Annotated in this window: 21 protein-coding genes; 15 read left to right on the forward strand and 6 right to left on the reverse strand. The window is 50.0% G+C overall.

Features of this window, described 5'->3' with window-relative positions; genetic code table 11:
* Positions 1-320: 320 nt before the first annotated feature.
* Positions 321-1,211: a methylenetetrahydrofolate reductase gene (metF, locus tag A7589_RS07685; RefSeq protein ID WP_000007526.1), complete on the reverse strand. Its 891-nt coding sequence runs from the start codon at positions 1,209-1,211 to the stop codon at positions 321-323.
* 75 nt (positions 1,212-1,286) lie between these two features.
* Here metF and A7589_RS23225 point away from each other — a divergent pair, with 75 nt between their 5' ends.
* Positions 1,287-1,427 (forward strand): hypothetical protein, encoded by a 141-nt coding sequence (locus A7589_RS23225; RefSeq protein WP_000660583.1) that lies wholly within the window; start codon positions 1,287-1,289, stop codon positions 1,425-1,427.
* Between the two features lie 91 nt (positions 1,428-1,518).
* On the opposite strand, the gene metL is transcribed toward A7589_RS23225, so the two are convergent.
* Together metL and metB are read right to left on the reverse strand one after the other, a co-directional pair.
* Positions 1,519-3,951, reverse strand: coding sequence for a bifunctional aspartate kinase/homoserine dehydrogenase II (metL, locus tag A7589_RS07690; RefSeq protein WP_000110772.1), 2,433 nt, complete (start codon positions 3,949-3,951; stop codon positions 1,519-1,521).
* Between the two features lie 2 nt (positions 3,952-3,953).
* Positions 3,954-5,114 carry a cystathionine gamma-synthase gene (gene metB / locus A7589_RS07695; protein WP_010353977.1) on the reverse strand — a complete coding sequence of 387 codons (1,161 nt, stop codon included), beginning with the start codon at positions 5,112-5,114 and terminating at the stop codon, positions 3,954-3,956.
* A gap of 276 nt (positions 5,115-5,390) precedes the next feature.
* Between metB and metJ the strand changes: the two genes are divergently transcribed.
* Positions 5,391-5,708 (forward strand): met regulon transcriptional regulator MetJ, encoded by a 318-nt coding sequence (gene metJ, locus A7589_RS07700; protein WP_000852812.1) that lies wholly within the window; start codon positions 5,391-5,393, stop codon positions 5,706-5,708.
* A 196-nt stretch (positions 5,709-5,904) separates the two neighbouring features.
* On the forward strand, positions 5,905-6,513 hold the full coding sequence (locus A7589_RS07705) for a YiiX family permuted papain-like enzyme (RefSeq protein ID WP_000797357.1): 609 nt from the start codon (positions 5,905-5,907) through the stop codon (positions 6,511-6,513).
* 35 nt (positions 6,514-6,548) lie between these two features.
* Here the strand turns inward: A7589_RS07705 and pgtP are convergent, their stop codons facing one another.
* The gene (pgtP, locus tag A7589_RS07710; protein WP_000949934.1) at positions 6,549-7,934 is read right to left on the reverse strand and encodes a phosphoglycerate transporter PgtP; all 1,386 of its coding nucleotides are present in this window, start codon (positions 7,932-7,934) and stop codon (positions 6,549-6,551) included.
* Positions 7,935-8,307: 373 nt separating this feature from the next.
* Between pgtP and A7589_RS07715 the strand changes: the two genes are divergently transcribed.
* From A7589_RS07715 to pgtA, 4 genes are all read left to right on the forward strand, one after another.
* The gene (locus tag A7589_RS07715) at positions 8,308-8,562 is read left to right on the forward strand and encodes a hypothetical protein (protein WP_235613310.1); all 255 of its coding nucleotides are present in this window, start codon (positions 8,308-8,310) and stop codon (positions 8,560-8,562) included.
* Between the two features lie 155 nt (positions 8,563-8,717).
* Positions 8,718-9,950, forward strand: coding sequence for an ABC transporter substrate-binding protein (locus tag A7589_RS07720; protein ID WP_000619302.1), 1,233 nt, complete (start codon positions 8,718-8,720; stop codon positions 9,948-9,950).
* The gene (locus A7589_RS07725) at positions 9,947-11,914 is read left to right on the forward strand and encodes a sensor histidine kinase (protein WP_000811382.1); all 1,968 of its coding nucleotides are present in this window, start codon (positions 9,947-9,949) and stop codon (positions 11,912-11,914) included. The genes A7589_RS07720 and A7589_RS07725 overlap by 4 nt, the downstream gene beginning before the upstream one ends.
* A 2-nt stretch (positions 11,915-11,916) precedes the next feature.
* On the forward strand, positions 11,917-13,197 hold the full coding sequence (gene pgtA / locus A7589_RS07730) for a two-component system response regulator PgtA (RefSeq protein ID WP_000132857.1): 1,281 nt from the start codon (positions 11,917-11,919) through the stop codon (positions 13,195-13,197).
* A 70-nt stretch (positions 13,198-13,267) separates the two neighbouring features.
* On the opposite strand, the gene rpmE is transcribed toward pgtA, so the two are convergent.
* The gene (gene rpmE / locus A7589_RS07735; RefSeq protein ID WP_000710770.1) at positions 13,268-13,480 is read right to left on the reverse strand and encodes a 50S ribosomal protein L31; all 213 of its coding nucleotides are present in this window, start codon (positions 13,478-13,480) and stop codon (positions 13,268-13,270) included.
* A gap of 203 nt (positions 13,481-13,683) precedes the next feature.
* On the opposite strand from rpmE, the gene priA reads away from it, so the two are divergent.
* From priA to rraA, 7 genes are all read left to right on the forward strand, one after another.
* A complete protein-coding gene (priA, locus tag A7589_RS07740; RefSeq protein WP_010353975.1) occupies positions 13,684-15,882 on the forward strand; it encodes a primosomal protein N' in 2,199 nt (732 codons plus the stop codon).
* Positions 15,883-16,037: 155 nt separating this feature from the next.
* Positions 16,038-17,063: a DNA-binding transcriptional regulator CytR gene (gene cytR, locus A7589_RS07745; RefSeq protein WP_000644886.1), complete on the forward strand. Its 1,026-nt coding sequence runs from the start codon at positions 16,038-16,040 to the stop codon at positions 17,061-17,063.
* Positions 17,064-17,154: 91 nt separating this feature from the next.
* Complete coding sequence (ftsN, locus tag A7589_RS07750; RefSeq protein WP_000068842.1) at positions 17,155-18,114, forward strand: cell division protein FtsN; 960 nt, start codon at positions 17,155-17,157, stop codon at positions 18,112-18,114.
* Positions 18,115-18,206: 92 nt separating this feature from the next.
* Entirely contained in the window at positions 18,207-18,737 is a 531-nt protein-coding gene (gene hslV, locus A7589_RS07755; protein WP_000208242.1) for an ATP-dependent protease subunit HslV, read from the forward strand.
* Between the two features lie 9 nt (positions 18,738-18,746).
* Positions 18,747-20,078, forward strand: coding sequence for an ATP-dependent protease ATPase subunit HslU (gene hslU / locus A7589_RS07760; protein WP_001293348.1), 1,332 nt, complete (start codon positions 18,747-18,749; stop codon positions 20,076-20,078).
* A gap of 66 nt (positions 20,079-20,144) precedes the next feature.
* Positions 20,145-21,071: a 1,4-dihydroxy-2-naphthoate polyprenyltransferase gene (menA, locus tag A7589_RS07765; protein WP_010353974.1), complete on the forward strand. Its 927-nt coding sequence runs from the start codon at positions 20,145-20,147 to the stop codon at positions 21,069-21,071.
* Between the two features lie 92 nt (positions 21,072-21,163).
* Positions 21,164-21,649, forward strand: coding sequence for a ribonuclease E activity regulator RraA (rraA, locus tag A7589_RS07770; protein ID WP_000872908.1), 486 nt, complete (start codon positions 21,164-21,166; stop codon positions 21,647-21,649).
* 84 nt (positions 21,650-21,733) lie between these two features.
* Here rraA and zapB read toward each other — a convergent pair whose 3' ends face one another.
* Complete coding sequence (gene zapB / locus A7589_RS07775; RefSeq protein WP_001296623.1) at positions 21,734-21,979, reverse strand: septal ring assembly protein ZapB; 246 nt, start codon at positions 21,977-21,979, stop codon at positions 21,734-21,736.
* Between the two features lie 424 nt (positions 21,980-22,403).
* Between zapB and glpF the strand changes: the two genes are divergently transcribed.
* A complete protein-coding gene (gene glpF / locus A7589_RS07780; protein WP_000084276.1) occupies positions 22,404-23,249 on the forward strand; it encodes a glycerol uptake facilitator protein GlpF in 846 nt (281 codons plus the stop codon).
* The last annotated feature ends 3 nt before the right edge of the window (positions 23,250-23,252 follow it).

The raw sequence follows: 23,252 nt of genomic DNA on the forward strand, positions 1-23,252 counted from the left end.
TCCCCTCTACAGTGTTACCGTTACGATACACAGCGTTAGAGAGAAGTTATAATTGAATTAATCCACGGATGCGATAGTTGAGATCTTACATATTGTTGGTTAAAGAGATGTAGATCAAATTGATCGTAATTAAGCCTTTTTGATTATGTCCGATTTAGGACAAATACTTTATAAAAAAGGGTTTTAGCTTCGCATACTTCAAGGGAGGAGGGAGAAAACAAGGCTGACTACCTTATTTTCCCTCTCTCATTTCGAGGCAGCATTTTGTGCTCTGTTTAAAATTTGTGATCACTGTGTGATTTTCACAAAAGCCACAATATTTATAAACCAGGTCGAACACCCAGCGTATGACAAATCGCGTAACTCATTTCAGCGCGGTTAAGCGTATAGAAGTGGAAATCTTTAACCCCTTCCCGGCTTAAAATCTTCACCATGTCCATGGCAATATTCGCACCCACCAGCTTGCGGGTTTCGGCATCGTCATCCAGACCGTCAAACATTTGCGCCATCCACGCCGGAATACGCACGTTAGTCATGTCGGCAAATTTCTTCGCCTGTTTAAAGTTAGAGACCGGCAAAATGCCCGGAATAATTTCCACATCGATACCCGCCGAGACGCAGCGATCGCGAAAACGCAGGTAGCTTTCGACATCGAAGAAGAACTGAGTAATCGCACGGTTGGCACCGGCATCGACTTTACGTCTCAGGTTAAGCAAATCTGCCTGGGCACTTTTCGCTTCCGGGTGAACTTCCGGATACGCCGCCACGGAGATATCGAAATCAGCGACTTCTTTTAACAGCGTCACCAGGTCAGAGGCATACATTTCCGGCTTACCGCTTCCCGGCGGCAGGTCGCCACGCAGCGCCACAATATGGCGAATGCCGTTATTCCAGTAGTCACGAGCGATGGTGCGCAGCTCATCGGGAGTCGCATCAATGCAGGTGAGATGCGGCGCAGCTTCGAGACCAGTGCGATCTTTAATGCCTTTAATAATGCTGTGTGTACGGTCGCGCTCGCCAGAGTTCGCGCCATAGGTCACCGATACAAACTTCGGTTTCAGGCTGCTAAGGCGATCAATGGAGTTCCACAGGGTCTGCTCCATTTCACTGGTACGCGGCGGGAAAAACTCGAACGAAACGTTAATCTGCCCCTGGACTTCTGCCAGGCTCTGATTCAGGGCATCCCGCTGGCTGGCGTGAAAAAAGCTCATACCTTACCTCATCAATCGCTTATCGTTATATGTTGTGTTGTGAACATCTATCCATTTAGACGTCCAGATGTAAAGATGAAGGAAAAGCCGAAGGGCGTCAACCGAAAAATGACCAATGATGGTGAGGAAAAATCAGGGAAGATGAAAAAGATTCAGGATGGGAATTACAAGAAACCTGGCAGACGGATTTATTGTTTCTTGCCGGATGCAGCGTGAACGCCTTATCCGGCTTACAACGCAAGGATAATTAGGTAAATTATGTTAAGCCCAATAAGCATGTGCATTATGCCTTATTGGGCTCCTGAAATTACAACAACTGCGCCAGCCGATTAATATCCGACTGAATCGCCCCAGCGGTGACATCGCGCCCTGCGCCTGGCCCACGGATCACCAGCGGGTTATCGCGATACCAGCGGCTTTCGATGGCAAAGACGTTATCGCACGGTAGCAGTGATGCCAGCGGATGATCTTCACGCACCGCTTCCACGCCCACACGCGCTTTGCCGTTGGCATCGAAACGCGCCACGTAGCGCAGCACCAGCCCCATTTCGCGGGCAGCTTCCAGCCGTTGTACCATCTGCTCGTTCAGCTCATCGCCATTTTCAAAGAAATGGTCGATGCTGCCGCCTTCGCAATGGGCAGGCACCAGCGATTCCACGCGCACTTGATCCGGTTCGATGTTGTAACCCGCTTCACGCGCCAGAATCACCAGTTTGCGCATCACGTCTTTGCCGGAAAGGTCATCACGCGGGTCAGGTTCAGTTAACCCTTGCTGCCACGCCTGATCCACCAGCTCGGTAAACGGCACGCTACCGTCAAATTGCAGGAACAGCCAGGAGAGCGTGCCGGAGAAGATCCCGCTGATCGATAAAATGGTATCGCCGCTGTCGATCAGATCGCGCACGGTATGGTTGATCGGCAAGCCTGCGCCGACGGTGGCGTTATACAGCCAGTGACGCCCGGTTTTTTCGAACGCGTCGTGGATCTGGCGATATTTATTGCTGTCGCTCGCTCCCGCCAGTTTGTTGGCGCTGATAACGTGGAAACCGTGGCTGGCGAAATCGAGATATTGATCGGCAAGCTGCTGGCTAGCGGTCACGTCCAGCACCACTAAATCATCATACGGATGGGCGCGCATCCACAGGAACAGCGACTCTTCATCCTGCTCGACCGCTTCATCGTTGAAGAAGGCTAACGCGCGGCTGGCGTCCAGCCCGTCATAACTCAACAGGCTGCGGCGGCTGTCCACCACGCCTGCCAGCACAAATTCAAATCCGGTACGCGCCGAAAGCGTACTCTGCTCACGAGCGAACAGTTCCAGCCAGCGGGAACCGATATTGCCCTTGCCGAACAGGACCAGGCCAATGCGTTTTTCCGCGCGGAAGACGGACTGATGCAGCCCCTGGATCAGGCTTTCGGTCGGGCCAGTGCGCAGTACTGCCACCAGGCTGATACCGTCATCGGACTGCCAGGTAAATTCGACCGGCTGGCCTTTCAGTTGCTGCCAGAAGCGGTGGCAATGCAGCGGGTTACGGGTGACGCCCGCCCCGACCATCGCCACCAGCGCCAGCCCCTGACGCAAGCGCAGCTCGCCAGGTAATCCCGCTTCGTCGAGAATTTTCAGGGCACTGTCCGCCACTTCCGAGGTGTAGCAAAATTGCAGCAACTGGCGATCGTTATGCACGCCAACCGCCAGTGGACGCACCTGCGCGCGTTTCAGGATCTGGTCGATTTCTTTATGCGCCAGTTTGAAGTCCTGGCTGGCGGGCACCTGAAACTCAATCAAACAGACATCATCGTGACTGGTGACAATACGCGCTCCTGTACCGGAAGCCAGCACGCGTTCAATGCGTGTAGAGCCTTGATCCGGCGTGTAGCTACAGCGCAGTTGCAGGTCGATTTCACTACCGGATACAGGCTGTAAAGTACGGGCGTGGAGGACAGGTGCCGCCAGACGAGCCAGCTCGCTGGCCTCATCAAGACGCAGCAACGGCAGCAGGCAGGCATCTTTCACTTTACGCGGATCGGCGCTGTATACCCCGGCAACGTCGCTCCAGATAGTTACGCGGGAAACGCCTGCCAGCGCACCGATTTGGGTGGCGGAATAGTCGGAACCGTTACGCCCCAGCAGCACCGTTTCACCGGCGTTGTTGCGGCTGATAAATCCGGTCACTACCAGACGTTTGCCCGGATGCTGCACCAGCAGTTGTTGCAGCAGCGGGTACGAAAGGCCTTCATCAACCTGCGGTTGCGCAGCGCGTTCAGCACGTAAAAACTCGCGGGCATCAAGCCAGGCCGCAGGCAGTCCTTGTTGGTTAAGCACCGCAGACATCAGGCGCGCCGACCACACTTCGCCGTGACCCACCACTTCCGCATACACCGCGTCGTTAATACCGCTGTCGAGCAGCGCCGCCAGGCGTTCAAGATCGCTGACAAAGGCGCTAATGAGGCTATCGGCTTCTTCGGCAGGTAACAGGCCGCTAATCAGATCGCATTGATAACGACGTAGCGTTTGTTGAACCTGATGCGCAGAGAGACGATCGGTCTGGCTTAGTTTCAACCAGTTAATCAACTGGTTAGTGGTGCTACCGGCGGCGGAAACCACCATCATATCGTCGGGCTGAGAGTACTCCGCCATAATGCCCGCGACACGCAAATAACACTTCACATCAGCCAGACTACTGCCACCAAATTTATGCAGTTGACGACCTTTCGCCCCTGCCTGCGCAATCACACTCATTTTTACCCCTTGTTTGCAGCCCGGAAGCCATTTTCCAGGTCGGCAATTAAATCTTCGCCATCTTCAATACCGGTGGAGATACGCAACAGCGTCTCGGAGATCCCGGCGGCAGTACGCGCTTCTGGCGCCATGCCTGCATGTGTCATGGTTGCGGCGTGAGAGATTAAACTTTCCACTCCCCCTAACGATTCCGCCAGCGTAAACAACGACAGCCCGCCCAGGAAACGACGCAGCGTCTGCTCATCGCCATCCAGTTCAAAACTCAACATTGCGCCAAAGCCTTTTTGCTGGCGCACGGCAATTTCATGCCCCTGATTTTCCGGCAGCGATGGGTGATAAAGTTTTTTCACCAACGGCTGGGTTTGCAGATATTTCACAATCGCCTGCGCGTTGCGCTGAGCCAGCTCCATACGCGGCACCAGAGTACGCAGACCGCGCAGCAGCAGATAGCTGTCAAACGCGCCGCCCGTTACGCCAATATTGTTTGCCCACCAGGCCAGTTCGGTAACCACGTCTGGATCTTTAGCAATCACCACGCCCGCCACCACGTCAGAGTGACCGTTCAGATATTTCGTACATGAATGCAACACCAGATCGGCACCTAATGCCAGTGGATTTTGTAATGCCGGGCTTAAGAAGGTGTTATCCACCACGCTCACCGCCCCGACTTCCCTTGCCAGATGGCAGATTTTCGCAATATCCACGACGCGTAACAATGGATTACTTGGGCTTTCTACCAGCACCAGTTTAGGTTTTTCTGCCAGTGCCGCCCGTAATGCCTGCTCATCACCCTGATCAACAAACAACACGCGATAGCAACCGCGTTTTGCCAGGCTATCGAACAGGCGATAGCTGCCACCGTAGCAGTCGTGCGGCGCAACCAGCAGATCGCCGGGTTTCAAAAAGACGGTCGTGACCAGGTGAATAGCTGACATGCCGGTATTGGTTAGCACCGCACCTGCACCGCCTTCCAGTTCTGCCAGCGCACGCTGGACCACATCGCGCGTTGGGTTGCCGCGACGCGAGTAATCATGCGCGCGTGGTTCGTTAAATCCGGTAAAGTTATAGGTGCTGGAAAGATGGATAGGCGGGACAACGCAACCATACTGTTCGTCGTCATTTAACCCGCTACGCACTGCGATGGTGGCCTGTTTACGCGTCATGTGATGAAGTTTCCTGGGCTTTGTTGGTGAAATGTCAGGCACCAGAGTAAACATTGTGTTAATGGACGTCAATACATCTGGACATCTAAACTTCTTTGCGTATAGATTGAGCAAATCCGAAATTGCCGTTAAAATTATATGCATTATCACACTGGCAGGCGCATTACACGATGTCACGGTAGCGCCTGTGCGGTAAACTATGCGGGTTTATGACCAGTGCCCTTATAAACTGTGTGGTCTGGTCTCAATTTATTGACGAAGAGGATTAAGTATCTCATGGCTGAATGGAGCGGCGAATATATCAGCCCATACGCTGAGCACGGTAAGAAGAGTGAACAAGTCAAAAAGATTACGGTTTCCATTCCTCTTAAGGTGTTAAAAATCCTCACCGATGAACGCACGCGTCGTCAGGTGAACAACCTGCGTCACGCTACTAACAGCGAGCTGCTGTGCGAAGCGTTTCTGCATGCCTTTACCGGGCAACCTCTGCCGGATGATGCCGATCTGCGTAAAGAGCGCAGCGACGAAATCCCGGAAGCGGCAAAAGAGATCATGCGTGAGATGGGGATTAACCCGGAGACGTGGGAATACTAAAGCGGAAAAGAGCGGCGCGGAGAGTGGAATCGCCTGATGCGCTACGCTTATCAGGCCTACGTCATATTGCAATTTATTGAATTTGCACGAACTTGTAGGCCGGATAAGGCGTTCACGCCGCATCCGGCATAAACAACGAGCACGTTGTCAGCGGCTCTGCTCTAACCCACCGCTTTTTATACATGGACGTTTAACTATGAAAAACAGGCTACTGCTCCCCGGCCTGCTGGTTTCTGTGCCTGCCCTTGCCTGGCAACCGCAAACCGGCGACATCATCTTTCAAATTTCTCACTCATCGCAAAGTAAAGCAATCCAACTGGCGACCCATTCCGATTACAGCCACACCGGTATGCTGGTTATACGCAATAAAAAACCCTACGTCTTTGAAGCGGTCGGCCCGGTGAAATACACCCCGCTCAAGCAGTGGATCGCCCACGGTGAAGATAGCAAATATATTGTTCGCCGCGTTGAAGGTGGGTTAACAACCGAACAACAGCAAAAACTGGCGCAAACGGCAAAACGTTATCTGGGTAAACCGTATGACTTCAGTTTTTCGTGGAGCGACGATCGCCAGTACTGTTCAGAAGTGGTGTGGAAGGTTTATCAGAACGCGCTGGGAATACGCGTGGGCGAGCAGCAAAAACTAAAAGAGTTCGATCTTAGTAACCCGCTGGTTCAGGCAAAGCTCAAAGAACGCTACGGCAAAAATATCCCGCTTGAAGAAACAGTAGTCTCACCGCAAGCCGTTTTCGATGCGCCGCAACTCACTACCGTTGCTAAAGAATGGTCGCTGTTTTCATGGTAATGGGCCAATCACATCATAACTGGCCCCCCTAAAACCTAACTTTTGCTGGTCTGAAGCTCTTGCGATAATTCAGCAACGTCATTTTGACGCTGTCGTTCCATGGCGATCGCGCCAAAGTGCGTTAACGTACAGAAAATAATGCAGCAGATAACACCAGCAAGCAGAAGATAAAAACCGCCATCCCAACCAACCTGATCGACCATAACACCAAACAGACTTGTTCCAAGCGTTGCGCCAAGAATATAGCTCATAAAACCACGCAAACCGACTGCAGAACCCACGGCAAAACTGGGGACAATTTCCATTGTCTGAACAGAAGCCAGGAACTGCGGAACATAAATAAGGCAGCCTACGCAGGCAGCAAAAATGGTAATAGAGAGCAGAGAGTCACTTTTCCAGTAGCCCAGCAGGCAGAAGAAAATCAATACCATACTGATAATAGCGGGTGGCATACGGCGACCATGAAATAATTTATCACTCAACCAGCCAGCAAATAACGTAGTTGGAATCGCCGCCCATTCGAAGATTAAAAATGCCGTGCTCATTTCAGTCTTCGTAAAATGTTTCACACTTAACAGGTAAATAGGCAACCAACTGATAATTCCGAAACGCACCATATAGACAAAAACATCAACGAAAGAGACGAACCATGCATTCTTGTTTTTTAGCACATAGGTACAAAAAATTTGCCAGGCAGTCATATCTTCCGGCGCACGCTCATCTTTTGCTTTAATGCTGACGTCGTCCGGGACGATTTCGCTTAATGGCGGCAAACCTTCACTTACGGGCGAACCTTTACCTGACATGAGTACCACAATAGCAATAACAACAGAGACAATCGCTGGAACAACATATGTTGCTATTTTCCAGTGTTCAGTACCCAGCACAGCAAATGCACCACCAACAATCGGAGCAACAATACCGCCCCCAACATTGTGCGAAATATTCCAGACCGCACCGACGATGCCCCGTTCTTTACGAGGGAACCAGTTGGCTATTGTAATAAACGAAGGACCAACCCCCATCCCTTGAAAGAGACCATTTAAAATAACAAGTCCCGCAAACATCCAGAAAGCAAAACTAAAACCAAGCGCCACGTTAACGAGAGCACAAAGAACCAACCCCACAGCCATATAAACTTTAGGGTTCGCTTTATCTGCCAGACTACTCATTACCCCTTTACTAATACCATAGGCGATCAGCATACAACTGCTAAGTAGACCTATTTGAGTCGCAGACAGATTAAGATCTTGCTTTAAATAAGGTGTGGAGAGAACAAAGTTATTCCTGACAATATAATACGAAAGATAACCGATAAACACGCTAAATAGCGCCTGCATACGATAACGATTATAGGTATTCTTTATTTCACTTTCAGGAACCTTATGTGTTGCCACTTTAGGTTTCAATAGAGAAAGCATATATCACCTTCCAGTTCATAGAGTTATTTAAAACAGCAATACCAGTTGCTACTCTCTGATGAGTATTGCAAAAGCCCTTGCTTCATTGGTTTTGAAGATAGTGAAGCAAGTGAGTTTAAGTTACAATACAGGGCATATGAGTCAAAACTGACTCAAAAATACAGATGTCATGTTCCATTTCTTTCCCATTTTTATATCTCAAAATAGAACGAAGCCATTATTCCGGCATTAACGGGTTACAACAGCCCCAATAAAAAAATAATTACTTTTATTAATTTTTTCAGTTTTTGAGGTCAGTCACATATTTTGTATCCATATACGTGATCATTGAAGAGGCTCGATTTTACCCTGTTGGAGGATCATGCTACACAACATGAAAATTTCCATCACCGTTCAACAACAGGCAGGGCTTAAACATTTTCATGTTAACCCTCGTGACAAGTACATTTGCGCTCGAATTAAAGCCATTCTTCCGACTTCTGAAGGCTGGCGCAAAGAAACAATAGAATCCGGTCAGGGCCTGAATCCGATAGCACAAATGTCGAAATTAATTACCGGGAATAGCCGTAACAATCGCTATTTCCGTAAGATACACATGTTCAGAGGTGCAATATTGATCTTTTTTTGATAACCGCTTCCAGATATAGTGACGCTAGTTACATCTGAATTAATGAAATTTCCGATACTGACATCAGCGTCTTACAGTCATTGTGTATATTAGCTAACGGATAATGATATGAATTACAGCGTAAGAGTTTTTCTCTCGTTAATGGGATTTTTGACATGATTCGTATTATACAGCGAGCATTAATCTGTTGGGTTTTATGCGTCAATGTCACCTCAGCGCAAGAGCTGGTGATTGCTACAACGCTTTCTTCGGAAGCGACGGAGCACATTATCAGTCAATGGCAAAAACAACCACTGGCAACCAAAATCCGAACGCTTAACCGAACCAGTGCATCCATTGAGCGCCTGCTAGAAAATCCATTGGGTGAAAATATTGATCTGGTACTGAGTTCATCTCCCATGTTGCTACAGCGGTTGCAAAGTAAAAATCTGCTCCAGCCATTTAATAATCAAATAGAAACAAGCAGAAAGTTAGTACCCGAATCTATTCGTTCAACCACCGTTGCGGTTGCAGTATCGGGCTATGGCATCCTGATCAATGTGGCGCATCTGGAAGATAAAAATGAACCAGTACCGACTTCATGGAAGGAATTGAGCAGGTCACGTTATCAAGGAACACTATTAATGAGCAGCCCTTCACGTTCAGATACCACACATCTGATGATTGAAGATCTCCTGCAACAACAAGGATGGAGTAATGGTTGGGGTACTCTACTGAAAATAGGCGGCAATCTCGCTACCATTTCATCACGCAGCTTTGGCGTAGCAAATAAGATCAGTACAGGGCTGGGAGACGCTGGTCCAGTCATCGACAATTACGCTAACGTACTGCTTAATAATTCAACTTTACGTTTCAGTTATTTCCCCAACTCTCGCGCAGCACCAATGTTTATTGCCATCGCAAACGGTAGTAAACATCCACAGGAGGCGGGGCGTTTTATTAATTTTTTGTTGAGCCAGGAAGGACAACAGGCATTAAGCGATTCTGATTCAGGAAAGTATCCGGTATATCCGCTACCCTCCGGTACTCCACTCGCGGATCAACAACTGCGATTATTTGCCTCCCCTTCCCTTGATTATCCGTTGATTATGCAGCGTCAAAAGCTTGTGCAACTGTTATTTGATAATGCGATTACTTTTCGCCTTACCGAGCTTCAAAACAGTTGGAAATCATTATATGCCGCAGAACATCGGCTTAAGCGTAAATTGCCAGATGTGCGCGCATTATTAACAGCAGTTCCTGTTACCCCGGAGCAGTCCGTTAATGCCATGTACCTGCAGCAATTCGAACTGCAATCAGGCTTTCGTGAAGCTCAGCTCATGGCATGGCAGCAGTTTTTCCTGCATCAGCAGCAATTGGTGAACACACAACTTGAGTCGTTAAAGTGAAACAACTACATACTATAGGGACGAGCTTACGGCTCGCCTTTGTTTTTAGCGCCGTTCTTACGCTATTCGTTAGCGTAGTCAGCCTCTATTCCTGGTATGAACAAAATTCTCAGGTTCGCTACGCGCTTGATGATTATTTCCCGAGGATTCAGGCTTCATTTCTTTTTGAAGAAAACCTCACCGCATTGGTAAACGAATTTAATGAGCTACAACAGACAACCAATACCGCTAGTCGTCTTCAGGTAAGGGAGCAGATTGAACAACGGCTACAAAAAATTAAGGCTATTAACCCTCATCTTGATTCAGTACATCAACGTGCGCTTAACCAACAGGTCGCCAGTAGTGCCAGACTGCTTAACAAGCTCGATAACGCATTGAACAACAACAATCAGGAAAAAGGGAAACTCGACGTTATATCCTCAAGAGTTAACTGGCTGCATGATGACTTTAATAATGAACTCAACTCACTTACTCAGGATTTAAGTTGGCAACAATCGTCGTTGCTAAATCAACTCAGCCAACGAAAAGATCTACCCGAAAAACAGAGTTTGCAAAATGCTCAGCAAACCATTCAAAAAGAACTGCAGCTCGTTTTCGAACTTTCACATATAGAAACCCAAATCGTCAGTACGCTAAAGGAGATGCTTAACACGCATAGCGGAGATATAGGCGCGTTAAAACAACATATTCAGTATTTGAATTTTTTGAAACACAGCATTGACGAAAATGTGCGGTCGTTATCTTCTTATTCCAGTACCATTACATTACACCAGACAGTTTATTCCTTGTGGGAGTTGGGTACTCAGCAAAATTATCTACCCGGAACCCTGGCCGCCTGGCAACAAGCTCAACAAACTCTCATGAGTACTATCGGGGATAAAGAGCGTGTATTTACGCAAATACGCGGTCAATTAGAAACGCAATTAGGTAATAGCCATCAACAATTGCAAACATTCAATCTCCGATTGGAAAAAATAATGCAAATCAGCGGGCTATTGATTTTGGCGGCTATGGTTACCGCCTTACTGTTCGTCATTCTGGTAAATTACCTCTACATTCGTCCCAGAATGATCCGCCGATTTCAGTTACTGAATGATGCCGTTGTCAAGTTAAGCAATGGTGAACTCGATGCTGATATCCCGGTCTCCGGCAACGATGAACTTGGGAGAATTGCCAACCTGCTCCGCCAGACTATTGAGAAAATTAATCAACAGCAACGTCAACTGGGACAGGAAATATGCGAGCGTATTGCGACAGAAAAAAACCTTCGTACAACACAAAGTGAATTGATCCAAACTGCAAAACTGGCCGTGGTTGGGCAGACAATGACAACACTGGCACATGAAATTAATCAACCACTTAATGCATTATCTATGTATCTTTTCAGCGCCAACCGCGCGCTGGAACAACAAGACGTTGGTTTGGTGAAAAATTATATTGTCACAATGCGATCGTTGGTCGAGCGCATGGATAACATCGTTAAAAGATTGCGCAACTTTGCCCGCCGTCGAGATAGTGAACTGGCTGGCGGTGCAATCAATTTACAGCAGGTAATTTATTCATCCTGGGAACTTCTGGCGTTGAAACATCGACCACTGAAGGCCTCTCTTCACTACCCTGATAATTTCCCTGCCGTTTATGGCGATGATGTTTTGATTCAACAAGTTTTAGTTAATTTGTTTACGAATGCCCTGGAAGCCACTCTGGAGCAATCACCCACAATAACCATCAGCTTTGAAGAAGAAGCCTCCACTGTAACGCTATATATTGCTGATAATGGAAAAGGCTGGCCAGTGCATCTGGCTGATCGACTATTAACGCCTTTTACCACGGACAAAGCTGTAGGTTTGGGTATTGGCCTTTCGATTAGTCATTCTATTATGCGCCAGTGCCAGGGAGAGTTATATATCGCGTCAACTCTCGACCGCCATGCGCTGGTTATTCTACGTTTCAGGAAACTTTAAGCATGACAGACACCACCCCAACAATTCTGTTAATTGATGACGACAATGATGTTCTGCAAGCCTACAGCACTCTCTTACAACAAGAGGGTTATGTCGTATGTACCTGTAGCAACCCTTCTGAGGCTCTACAATTACTGCAAAACACGTGGGAAGGCATCGTGGTGTGCGACGTTTGTATGCCGGATATTTCAGGCATTACGCTACTGGAAAAAATAATGCTGATTGACCCTAATCTTCCCATTCTGATGATCACCGGGCATGGCGATGTCCCCATGGCAGTTGAAGCAGTAAAAAAGGGAGCGTGGGATTTCCTGCAAAAGCCGATCAATCCGGAACAATTTCTATCGCTTATCGAAAAAGCACTGGCTGAACGTGAAGCTTATCTGGAACAAAAAAAATGGCGACACGCTCAGTTTAATCGGCACTTAATCGGTAACAGTGGTTGGATTCGCCAGACACGTCAACAGCTTGAAACGCTGGCAGAAACCGATCTTCCCGTCTGCTTTTACGGCGAACCTGGCACAGGAAGAACATTAGCCGCCCACTATCTTCATCAATTTAGTTCTCGCAAGGAAAGACCTTTAATTGAACGCACACTCAGCGCCAATAGCCCGCAGCCCCTGGAAGAATGGGTGAAAGAAGCAAAAGGTGGCACGCTGTTATTAAAAGAACTTGAGCATTTAACGCCAGAAAATCAGCGCGCCTTGATCCAATACCAGGAAAGACCCCAGGATCGGTCATTTCGTCTGATTGTTGTTAATCAAAGCCCTCTGGCTGAACTGGCTGCCGCACAAAAAATTATTCCTGCATTGTATTTTCTTTTTTCACTCACCCACATTGAATGCCCACCACTCAGCCAGCGACCGGGGGATATTGAACCTATTTTTCACCATTATCTGACCCTCACCTGTAAACGATTAAATCGCCAGCAGCCGCTGTTGGGAAAAGCTTTTTATAAGCGACTGATGGCGCGTACCTGGCCTGGTAATATTATTGAATTGGTGAATGCGGCAGAACTGGTGGCAGTCGGCGTTTTAATGCTGGACGATTCGGTCAGTTTGCAGATGATGGAGACGGATCCAGCACCGCTGGATGAACTCGTAGAATCTTATGAAAGACAAATAATTATTGATGCACTCAACTTCCATCAGGGTCGTATCAACGACGTTGCCGATTACTTTCAGATACCCAGAAAAAAGCTGTATTTGCGCATGAAAAAATACGGTATTGATAAAATGGATTTTCGCTATGAGAAGAAAGATAAAAAGACACAAACTCAATAAGTTATGTTGCTAATGTAGATTTTCAGGCACAAAAAAAGCGCCGTGCGGCGCTTTTTTCGGAAATCCGGTCTTATTTGCTGCCCGGGATGCTGAAACGCTTGTTGAAGCGGTCAACACGGCCACCGGTAGCAACATCACGCTGTTTGCCAGTGAAGAACGGGTGGCACTTGCTGCACACGTCGAGGTTCAGGTCATGACCAACGGTGGAGCGGATTTTCATTACGTTACCGCAAGAGCAGCTAGCAGTAATTTCTTCGTATTTCGGGTGAATATCTTTTTTCATGGGAAAACCTCGGTTTAAGGCCGCGTCGCTCTTCCAGCCCTAACGCCAGACACCACGCGATGTTTAAAGTATAGTTTCAATACGATCATTTCGTATCAAAGGCGCCGAATCATACAGAAATTAACCAGCGTATGCAAACTGATCCGCACTCCTCTACGGCAATGTGTATACTGTTCCACCGAATTTCAAGTCAGGATGATGCTATGCCCGTTGCTCACGTTGCCTTGCCCGTTCCGCTTCCCCGAACCTTTGACTATCTGCTGCCTGAAGGCATGACGGTTAAAGCCGGGTGTCGCGTGCGCGTGCCGTTTGGTAAACAGCAAGAACGCATCGGGATTGTGGTGTCCGTTAGCGATGTCAGCGAGCTGCCGCTCAACGAGCTAAAAGCGGTAGTTGAAGTGCTGGACGTTGAGCCTGTATTTACTCACTCCGTCTGGCGATTACTGCTATGGGCGGCAGATTACTATCATCATCCGATTGGCGATGTGCTGTTTCATGCCTTGCCGATTTTACTACGCCAGGGGCGGCCTGCGGCGAACACGCCGATGTGGTACTGGTTTGCCACTGAACAAGGCCAGGCGGTGGATCTTAACAGCCTGAAACGTTCACCCAAGCAACAACAGGCGTTGGCGGCGTTACGGCAAGGGAAAATCTGGCGCGACCAGGTCGCCACGCTCGAATTTAATGATGCCGCGTTGCAGGCGCTGCGCAAAAAAGGTCTGTGCGAACTGGCAAGCGAAACACCGGAATTTATTGACTGGCGAACGAACTATGCCGTTTCTGGCGAGCGGTTGCGACTAAATACTGAACAAGCCACCGCCGTTGGTGCCATCCATAGCGCGGCAGATACATTTTCCGCCTGGCTGCTGGCGGGCGTCACCGGCTCCGGTAAAACGGAAGTTTATCTCAGCGTGCTGGAAAACGTGCTCGCTCAGGGCAAACAGGCGCTGGTAATGGTGCCGGAAATCGGCCTGACACCACAAACTATCGCCCGTTTTCGTGAACGCTTTAATGCGCCCGTAGAAGTTCTGCATTCTGGCCTGAACGACAGCGAGCGTCTTTCGGCGTGGCTGAAAGCAAAAAATGGCGAGGCGGCGATTGTGATCGGCACCCGCTCCGCGCTGTTTACGCCGTTTAAAAATCTCGGCGTGATTGTCATCGACGAAGAACATGACAGCTCCTACAAGCAACAGGAAGGCTGGCGCTATCATGCCCGCGACCTGGCGGTGTATCGTGCGCACAGCGAGCAAATCCCGATTATTCTTGGCTCCGCAACGCCCGCGCTGGAAACGTTGTGCAACGTCCAGCAGAAAAAATACCGCCTGCTGCGCCTGACGCGCCGGGCGGGGAATGCGCGTCCGGCAATTCAACATGTGCTGGATTTAAAAGGTCAGAAGGTGCAGGCGGGGCTGGCTCCGGCGTTAATCACCCGTATGCGCCAGCATTTACAGGCCAATAACCAGGTCATTCTCTTTCTTAACCGCCGTGGCTTTGCGCCTGCGCTACTGTGCCACGACTGTGGCTGGATAGCCGAATGCCCGCGCTGCGATCACTACTACACATTGCATCAGGCGCAGCACCATCTGCGCTGCCACCACTGTGACAGTCAGCGTCCGGTGCCGCGCCAGTGCCCTTCCTGCGGTTCCACACACCTAGTGCCCGTGGGGCTGGGCACCGAACAGCTTGAACAGACGCTCGCGCCAATGTTCCCTGGTGTACCCATTTCACGTATTGATCGTGACACTACCAGTCGCAAAGGCGCGCTGGAGCAACAATTGGCGGAAGTGCATCGCGGCGGCGCGCGGATTTTGATTGGCACGCAAATGCTGGCGAAAGGCCACCACTTTCCGGATGTCACACTTGTGGCGTTACTGGACGTGGACGGCGCGCTGTTTTCTGCCGATTTTCGTTCCGCAGAACGTTTCGCCCAGCTTTACACCCAGGTCGCCGGTCGTGCCGGGCGTGCGGGTAAACAGGGCGAAGTGGTGCTGCAAACGCATCATCCAGAACACCCGCTATTGCAAACGTTGCTCTATAAAGGCTACGACGCCTTTGCCGAACAGGCACTGGCTGAACGACGCATGATGCAACTGCCGCCGTGGACCAGCCATGTGATTGTGCGCGCGGAGGATCATAACAATCAGCACGCGCCGCTGTTCCTGCAACAGTTGCGAAATCTCATCCTCTCCAGCCCGCTTGCAGACGACAAACTGTGGGTTCTCGGTCCGGTTCCGGCACTGGCACCCAAACGTGGCGGTCGCTGGCGCTGGCAAATCCTGCTACAACATCCTTCCCGCGTGCGCTTACAGCACATCATTAACGGTACGCTGGCGCTTATTAATACAATACCGGATTCACGGAAAGTGAAATGGGTGCTGGATGTCGATCCTATTGAGGGTTAAACCGCTAACGATGCGAGGCGGATCGAAAAATTAAATATTCATCACACTTTTCATGAAAATTCTGTAACCGTTTTCACGCGCTATCTGCTAAAAATGTTGCCGATGTGAAGTAAACACGGATGTAGTACGCCTGACGTGCCAGGCGAGGAGTGAGTGTGAAAGCGAAGAAGCAGGAAACTGCCGCAACCATGAAAGACGTCGCCCTGAAAGCAAAAGTTTCTACGGCGACCGTCTCCCGAGCGTTAATGAATCCAGATAAGGTCTCCCTGGCGACTCGTAACCGGGTTGAAAAAGCCGCCCGGGAAGTGGGTTATTTACCGCAGCCGATGGGGCGTAACGTCAAGCGTAATGAATCCCGCACCATTCTGGTGATTGTCCCGGATATCTGCGATCCCTTCTTTAGCGAAATTATTCGCGGTATCGAAATTACGGCAGCAAGTCATGGATATCTGGTACTGATTGGCGACTGTGCACATCAAAACCAGCAGGAAAAAACCTTTATCGATTTGATAATCACTAAGCAAATTGATGGCATGTTGCTGCTTGGTTCAAGGCTGCCGTTTGATGCCAGCATTGAGGAACAGCGTAATCTGCCGCCGATGGTGATGGCGAACGAATTTGCACCGGAGCTGGAACTGCCTACAGTTCATATCGACAACCTGACTGCTGCATTTGATGCGGTAAATTACCTGTATGAACAGGGGCATAAATTGATCGGCTGTATTGCTGGTCCGGAAGAAATGCCGCTGTGTCACTATCGCCTGCAAGGTTACGTTCAGGCGCTGCGTCGCTGCGGAATTATGGTTGATCCACAATATATCGCCCGTGGCGACTTCACCTTCGACGCCGGAAGTAAAGCCATGCAGCAGTTGCTTGACCTTCCGCAACCGCCAACTGCTGTTTTCTGTCATAGCGATGTGATGGCACTTGGCGCGCTTTCGCAGGCGAAACGTCAGGGGCTGAAAATTCCTGATGACCTTTCCATAATCGGTTTTGATAACATCGACCTGACGCAATTTTGTGATCCGCCACTGACAACCATCGCACAGCCGCGCTATGAAATTGGTCGGGAGGCAATGTTGTTATTGCTTGACCAAATGCAGGGGCAAACGGTCGGCAGCGGCTCACGTTTAATGGACTGCGAGCTTATTATCCGGGGATCGACACGCACATTGACTTAAAGTAAACCTTTAAGGCTTCCGTGACTGGTCAAAGGCCCGCCGCTTAAGTAACATGGCGGGCTGACGAACGAATAAATACAGCGAAACGATAGTGGCACAACGAGATTATGTACGCCGCAGCCAACCGGCACCTTCGCGGCGAAAAAAGAGTACCTCACGGAAAAAGCAACGAAATCTGCCTGCGGTTTCTCCCGCAATGGTCGCTATTGCTGCCGCCGTTCTTGTGACCTTTATCGGTGGTCTGTACTTCATTACGCATCACAAGAAAGAAGAGTCCGAGACGCTGCAAAGCCAGAAAGTGACCGGAAACGGACTACCTCCGAAACCGGAAGAACGCTGGCGCTACATTAAAGAGCTGGAAAGTCGCCAGCCGGGTGTGCGTGCGCCAACAGAACCTTCTGCCGGTGGTGAAGTAAAAACGCCGGAGCAACTGACACCAGAACAGCGCCAGCTTCTTGAACAAATGCAGGCCGATATGCGCCAGCAGCCAACGCAGTTAGTTGAAGTTCCATGGAATGAGCAGACGCCAGAACAGCGCCAGCAAACGCTACAACGCCAGCGTCAGGCGCAGCAGTTAGCGGAACAGCAACGCCTGGCTCAGCAGTCGCGTACGACCGAACAAAGCTGGCAACAACAGACGCGTACGTCGCAAGCCGCGCCGGTTCAGTCACAGCCGCGCCAGTCTAAACCGGCTTCTACTCAGCAGCCGTACCAGGATCTGCTGCAAACCCCTGCACACACTACCGCGCAGTCGAAGCCGCAGCAAGCTGCGCCAGTTGCTCGTGCAGCTGACGCGCCAAAACCGACGGCAGAGAAAAAAGATGAACGCCGCTGGATGGTACAGTGCGGTTCGTTCAGAGGCGCAGAACAGGCAGAGACGGTACGTGCTCAGCTGGCGTTCGAAGGCTTTGACTCGAAAATTACCACCAACAATGGCTGGAATCGTGTGGTCATTGGCCCGGTGAAAGGCAAAGAGAACGCAGACAGCACCCTCAATCGCCTGAAGATGGCGGGTCATACAAACTGCATTCGGCTCGCCGCCGGGGGTTGAAACCCTCAAAATCCCCCCCATCTATAATTGCATTATGCCCCGTACTTTTGTACGGGGTTTGTACTCTGTATTCGTAACCAAGGGGTCAGCTCGTGACAACTATAGTAAGCGTACGCCGTAACGGCCATGTGGTCATCGCTGGTGATGGTCAGGCCACGTTGGGCAATACCGTAATGAAAGGCAACGTGAAAAAGGTCCGCCGTCTGTACAACGACAAAGTCATCGCGGGCTTTGCGGGCGGTACTGCGGATGCTTTTACGCTGTTCGAACTGTTTGAACGTAAACTGGAAATGCATCAGGGCCATCTGGTTAAAGCCGCCGTTGAACTGGCAAAAGACTGGCGTACCGATCGCATGTTGCGCAAACTTGAAGCACTGCTGGCAGTCGCGGATGAAACCGCTTCGCTGATCATCACCGGTAATGGTGACGTAGTGCAGCCAGAAAACGATCTTATTGCTATCGGCTCCGGCGGGCCTTATGCCCAGGCGGCGGCGCGCGCACTGTTAGAAAACACTGAACTGAGTGCTCGTGAAATTGCTGAAAAGGCGTTGGATATTGCAGGCGATATTTGCATCTATACCAACCATTTCCATACCATCGAAGAATTAAGCTACAAAGCGTAAGGATCTCCCATGTCTGAAATGACCCCACGCGAAATCGTCAGCGAACTTGATAAGCACATCATTGGCCAGGATAACGCCAAGCGTTCCGTGGCGATTGCACTGCGTAACCGCTGGCGTCGTATGCAGCTCAACGAAGAGCTGCGCCATGAAGTGACCCCGAAAAATATCCTGATGATCGGCCCGACTGGCGTCGGTAAAACTGAAATCGCCCGTCGCCTGGCAAAACTGGCAAACGCGCCGTTCATCAAAGTTGAAGCGACCAAATTCACCGAAGTCGGTTATGTGGGTAAAGAAGTCGATTCTATCATCCGCGATCTGACCGATGCCGCCGTGAAAATGGTGCGTGTACAAGCTATCGAGAAAAACCGCTATCGCGCTGAAGAACTGGCAGAAGAGCGCATTCTCGACGTGCTGATCCCACCAGCTAAAAACAACTGGGGACAGACCGAACAGCAGCAGGAACCGTCCGCTGCCCGTCAGGCATTCCGCAAAAAACTGCGTGAAGGCCAGCTCGATGACAAAGAAATCGAGATCGATCTTGCCGCAGCACCGATGGGCGTTGAAATTATGGCGCCTCCGGGAATGGAAGAGATGACCAGCCAGTTGCAGTCCATGTTCCAGAACCTGGGCGGTCAGAAGCAAAAAGCACGTAAGCTGAAAATCAAAGACGCCATGAAGCTGCTGATTGAAGAAGAAGCGGCGAAACTGGTTAACCCGGAAGAACTGAAGCAAGACGCTATCGACGCCGTTGAACAGCACGGGATCGTGTTTATCGACGAAATCGACAAAATCTGTAAGCGCGGCGAGTCTTCTGGTCCGGATGTTTCTCGTGAAGGCGTTCAGCGTGACCTGCTGCCGCTGGTAGAAGGTTGCACCGTTTCTACCAAACACGGGATGGTCAAAACTGACCACATTCTGTTTATCGCTTCTGGTGCATTCCAGGTAGCGAAACCGTCTGACCTGATCCCGGAACTGCAAGGTCGTCTGCCGATCCGCGTCGAACTCCAGGCGCTGACCACCAGCGACTTCGAGCGCATTCTGACCGAGCCGAATGCCTCTATCACCGTGCAATACAAAGCACTGATGGCGACTGAAGGCGTGAATATCGAATTTACGGATTCCGGTATTAAGCGTATCGCGGAAGCGGCATGGCAGGTGAACGAATCTACCGAAAACATCGGTGCACGTCGTTTACATACCGTTCTGGAGCGTTTGATGGAAGAGATTTCCTACGACGCCAGCGATTTAAGCGGTCAAACTATCACCATTGACGCAGATTATGTGAGCAAACATCTGGATGCGTTGGTGGCAGATGAAGATCTGAGCCGTTTTATCCTATAATCGCGTTCAATCATTTTCATCATTGTTTGATGGGGCTGAAAGGCCCCATTTTTATTGGCGCGTATTATGACTGAACAACAAATTAGCCGAACTCAGGCGTGGCTGGAAAGTTTACGACCTAAAACCCTCCCCCTCGCCTTTGCTGCAATTATCGTCGGGACAGCACTGGCATGGTGGCAAGGTCACTTCGATCCGCTGGTCGCCCTGCTGGCACTGATTACCGCCGGACTGCTTCAAATTCTCTCTAACCTCGCCAATGATTACGGCGATGCCGTCAAAGGCAGCGACAAACCTGACCGTATCGGGCCGCTACGTGGTATGCAAAAAGGGGTTATTACTCAGCAAGAGATGAAACGGGCGCTCATCATTACCGTCGTGCTCATCTGTCTCTCCGGACTGGCGCTGGTCGCAGTGGCGTGCCATACGCTGGCCGATTTTGTCGGCTTCCTGATTCTGGGCGGGTTGTCGATCATCGCCGCTATCACCTACACCGTGGGCAATCGCCCTTATGGTTATATCGGTCTGGGTGATATTTCCGTACTGGTTTTCTTTGGCTGGTTGAGCGTCATGGGGAGCTGGTATTTGCAGGCGCATACGTTGATTCCGGCGCTGATCCTTCCGGCGACCGCCTGTGGCCTGCTGGCAACAGCGGTTCTAAACATTAACAACCTGCGTGATATCAATAGTGACCGCGAGAATGGCAAAAACACGCTGGTGGTGCGCTTAGGTGCAGTAAACGCTCGTCGTTACCATGCCTGCCTGCTGATGGGCTCACTGGTGTGCCTGGCGCTGTTTAATCTCTTTTCGCTGCACAGCCTGTGGGGCTGGTTGTTCCTGCTGGCAACGCCATTATTGGTGAAACAGGCTCGTTATGTGATGCGTGAAATGGATCCGGTAGCGATGCGACCAATGCTGGAACGCACTGTCAAGGGCGCATTACTGACTAACTTGCTGTTTGTTTTAGGGATATTCCTAAGCCAGTGGGCAGCATAACTGACAAATATCAATTAACAATTGATGATTTTGCCAACAACCCACATAGCGCGATATACTGAAAATTCTCGCAGCAACTGAATGTTAAGCCTATGAAATACGATACTTCCGAGCTTTGTGACATCTATCAAGAAGATGTCAACGTCGTGGAACCGCTGTTCTCCAACTTTGGTGGACGGGCGTCGTTTGGCGGACAAATCATCACGGTAAAATGTTTCGAGGACAACGGGTTGCTGTATGATCTGCTCGAACAGAATGGTCGTGGTCGTGTTCTTGTCGTCGATGGCGGTGGTTCTGTTCGTCGCGCACTGGTCGATGCTGAACTGGCGCGTCTGGCAGTACAAAATGAATGGGAAGGCCTGGTCATTTACGGCGCGGTGCGTCAGGTAGATGACCTGGAAGAGCTGGATATCGGCATCCAGGCGATGGCGGCAATTCCGGTCGGTGCTGCTGGCGAAGGCATTGGCGAAAGCGACGTCCGCGTCAACTTTGGCGGCGTCACCTTCTTCTCCGGCGACCATCTCTACGCCGACAATACCGGGATTATTCTTTCTGAAGATCCGCTGGATATCGAGTGATAAAAAAGGCACCGTAAGGTGCCTTTTTTCTGCGTTACCTGTTGGCCTACACAGTAAATCAATTACGCGAAAGATGAAGCGTAATCAGACCTCTTCCATGCGACCCAGCAGAGCCTGCAGACGTTCCTGCCAGCCGTTCTGCTGTTCTTTCAGATGGTTGTTCTCACGCTCCAGCTCTTCACGCTGATGCTGGGCATTCTGAACTTCCTGCGACAGTGAGTTGTTTTTTTCTTTCAGCTCTTCGATTTCCATCTGCAACAAAGTGATGGTATCAATCGCCTGCTGTACTTTTGCTTCCAGTTTCTCAAACACTTCTAATGACATTGTCATACCTCTCCTGAATTGCAAGGCGTTGATGGATATAAATCCTCGTCCCGATTATCGGTGACGCCTTAATAAATACGTGCGCGTTTTCGTTAGCTCCGATTGTATGAAGCCGCGCCATCTCTGTCCAGCAGCACGCCTTGCAGATTCCAGTTTGCCACACTTTTCATCCTTCTCCTGGTGACATAATCCACACGAATCGAAAATGTTAAAAAATTTGTTGCAAGAATGATTTAACAAACGTGCATCATGTAAGAAAATATGAAAGAAATGGCGCGATAACGCTCATTTTATGACGCGGCACACACATTTTGATTTCGATATTTCTCGTTTTTGCTCGTTAACGATAAATTCACAGGATGCCTACAAGCATCGTGAACGTCAGTGACTTTCACGCTTACAACAAACATTAACTCTTCAGGATCCGATTATGAGTCAAACATCAACCTTGAAAGGCCAGTGCATTGCTGAATTCCTAGGGACCGGGTTGTTGATTTTTTTCGGTGTGGGTTGCGTTGCAGCACTTAAAGTCGCTGGTGCGTCTTTTGGTCAGTGGGAAATCAGTGTCATTTGGGGACTAGGGGTGGCAATGGCCATCTACCTGACTGCAGGGGTTTCCGGCGCGCATCTTAATCCCGCTGTCACTATTGCGTTGTGGCTGTTTGCCTGTTTCGACAAGCGAAAAGTTATTCCTTTTATCGTTTCACAAGTTGCCGGTGCTTTCTGCGCTGCGGCATTAGTTTACGGGCTTTACTACAATTTATTCCTCGACTTCGAACAGACCCATCATATTGTTCGCGGCAGCGTCGAAAGTGTTGATCTGGCGGGCACATTCTCTACTTACCCTAACCCTCATATCAATTTTGTGCAGGCTTTCGCAGTTGAAATGGTGATTACCGCTATTCTGATGGGGCTGATCCTGGCGCTCACGGACGATGGTAACGGTGTACCGCGTGGGCCATTGGCACCGTTGTTGATTGGTCTACTGATTGCGGTCATCGGCGCATCTATGGGTCCATTGACAGGCTTTGCCATGAACCCAGCGCGTGACTTCGGTCCGAAAGTCTTTGCCTGGCTGGCGGGCTGGGGCAAGGTCGCCTTTACCGGCGGCAGAGACATTCCTTACTTCCTTGTGCCGCTTTTTGGCCCTATCGTTGGCGCGATTGTAGGTGCATTTGCCTACCGCAAACTGATTGGCCGCCATTTGCCTTGCGATATCTGTGTTGTGGAAGAAAAGGAGATCACAACTCCTTCAGAACAAAAAGCTTCACTGTAATGT

It is taken from the genome of Escherichia sp. MOD1-EC6475, from assembly GCF_003046645.1.
GTDB lineage: Bacteria > Pseudomonadota > Gammaproteobacteria > Enterobacterales > Enterobacteriaceae > Escherichia > Escherichia ruysiae.

Coding starts and splice junctions, on each gene's coding strand:
- rpmE (WP_000710770.1), bottom strand. CDS start 13,480: ATGAAAAAAGATATTCACCCGAAATACGAAGAAATTACTGCTAGCTGC.
- glpF (WP_000084276.1), top strand. CDS start 22,404: ATGAGTCAAACATCAACCTTGAAAGGCCAGTGCATTGCTGAATTCCTA.
- pgtA (WP_000132857.1), top strand. CDS start 11,917: ATGACAGACACCACCCCAACAATTCTGTTAATTGATGACGACAATGAT.
- metB (WP_010353977.1), bottom strand. CDS start 5,114: ATGACGCGTAAACAGGCCACCATCGCAGTGCGTAGCGGGTTAAATGAC.
- pgtP (WP_000949934.1), bottom strand. CDS start 7,934: ATGCTTTCTCTATTGAAACCTAAAGTGGCAACACATAAGGTTCCTGAA.
- zapB (WP_001296623.1), bottom strand. CDS start 21,979: ATGACAATGTCATTAGAAGTGTTTGAGAAACTGGAAGCAAAAGTACAG.
- A7589_RS07705 (WP_000797357.1), top strand. CDS start 5,905: ATGAAAAACAGGCTACTGCTCCCCGGCCTGCTGGTTTCTGTGCCTGCC.
- menA (WP_010353974.1), top strand. CDS start 20,145: ATGACTGAACAACAAATTAGCCGAACTCAGGCGTGGCTGGAAAGTTTA.
- hslU (WP_001293348.1), top strand. CDS start 18,747: ATGTCTGAAATGACCCCACGCGAAATCGTCAGCGAACTTGATAAGCAC.
- metL (WP_000110772.1), bottom strand. CDS start 3,951: ATGAGTGTGATTGCGCAGGCAGGGGCGAAAGGTCGTCAACTGCATAAA.
- rraA (WP_000872908.1), top strand. CDS start 21,164: ATGAAATACGATACTTCCGAGCTTTGTGACATCTATCAAGAAGATGTC.
- A7589_RS07715 (WP_235613310.1), top strand. CDS start 8,308: ATGAAAATTTCCATCACCGTTCAACAACAGGCAGGGCTTAAACATTTT.
- metF (WP_000007526.1), bottom strand. CDS start 1,211: ATGAGCTTTTTTCACGCCAGCCAGCGGGATGCCCTGAATCAGAGCCTG.
- metJ (WP_000852812.1), top strand. CDS start 5,391: ATGGCTGAATGGAGCGGCGAATATATCAGCCCATACGCTGAGCACGGT.
- A7589_RS23225 (WP_000660583.1), top strand. CDS start 1,287: ATGAAGGAAAAGCCGAAGGGCGTCAACCGAAAAATGACCAATGATGGT.
- A7589_RS07720 (WP_000619302.1), top strand. CDS start 8,718: ATGATTCGTATTATACAGCGAGCATTAATCTGTTGGGTTTTATGCGTC.
- priA (WP_010353975.1), top strand. CDS start 13,684: ATGCCCGTTGCTCACGTTGCCTTGCCCGTTCCGCTTCCCCGAACCTTT.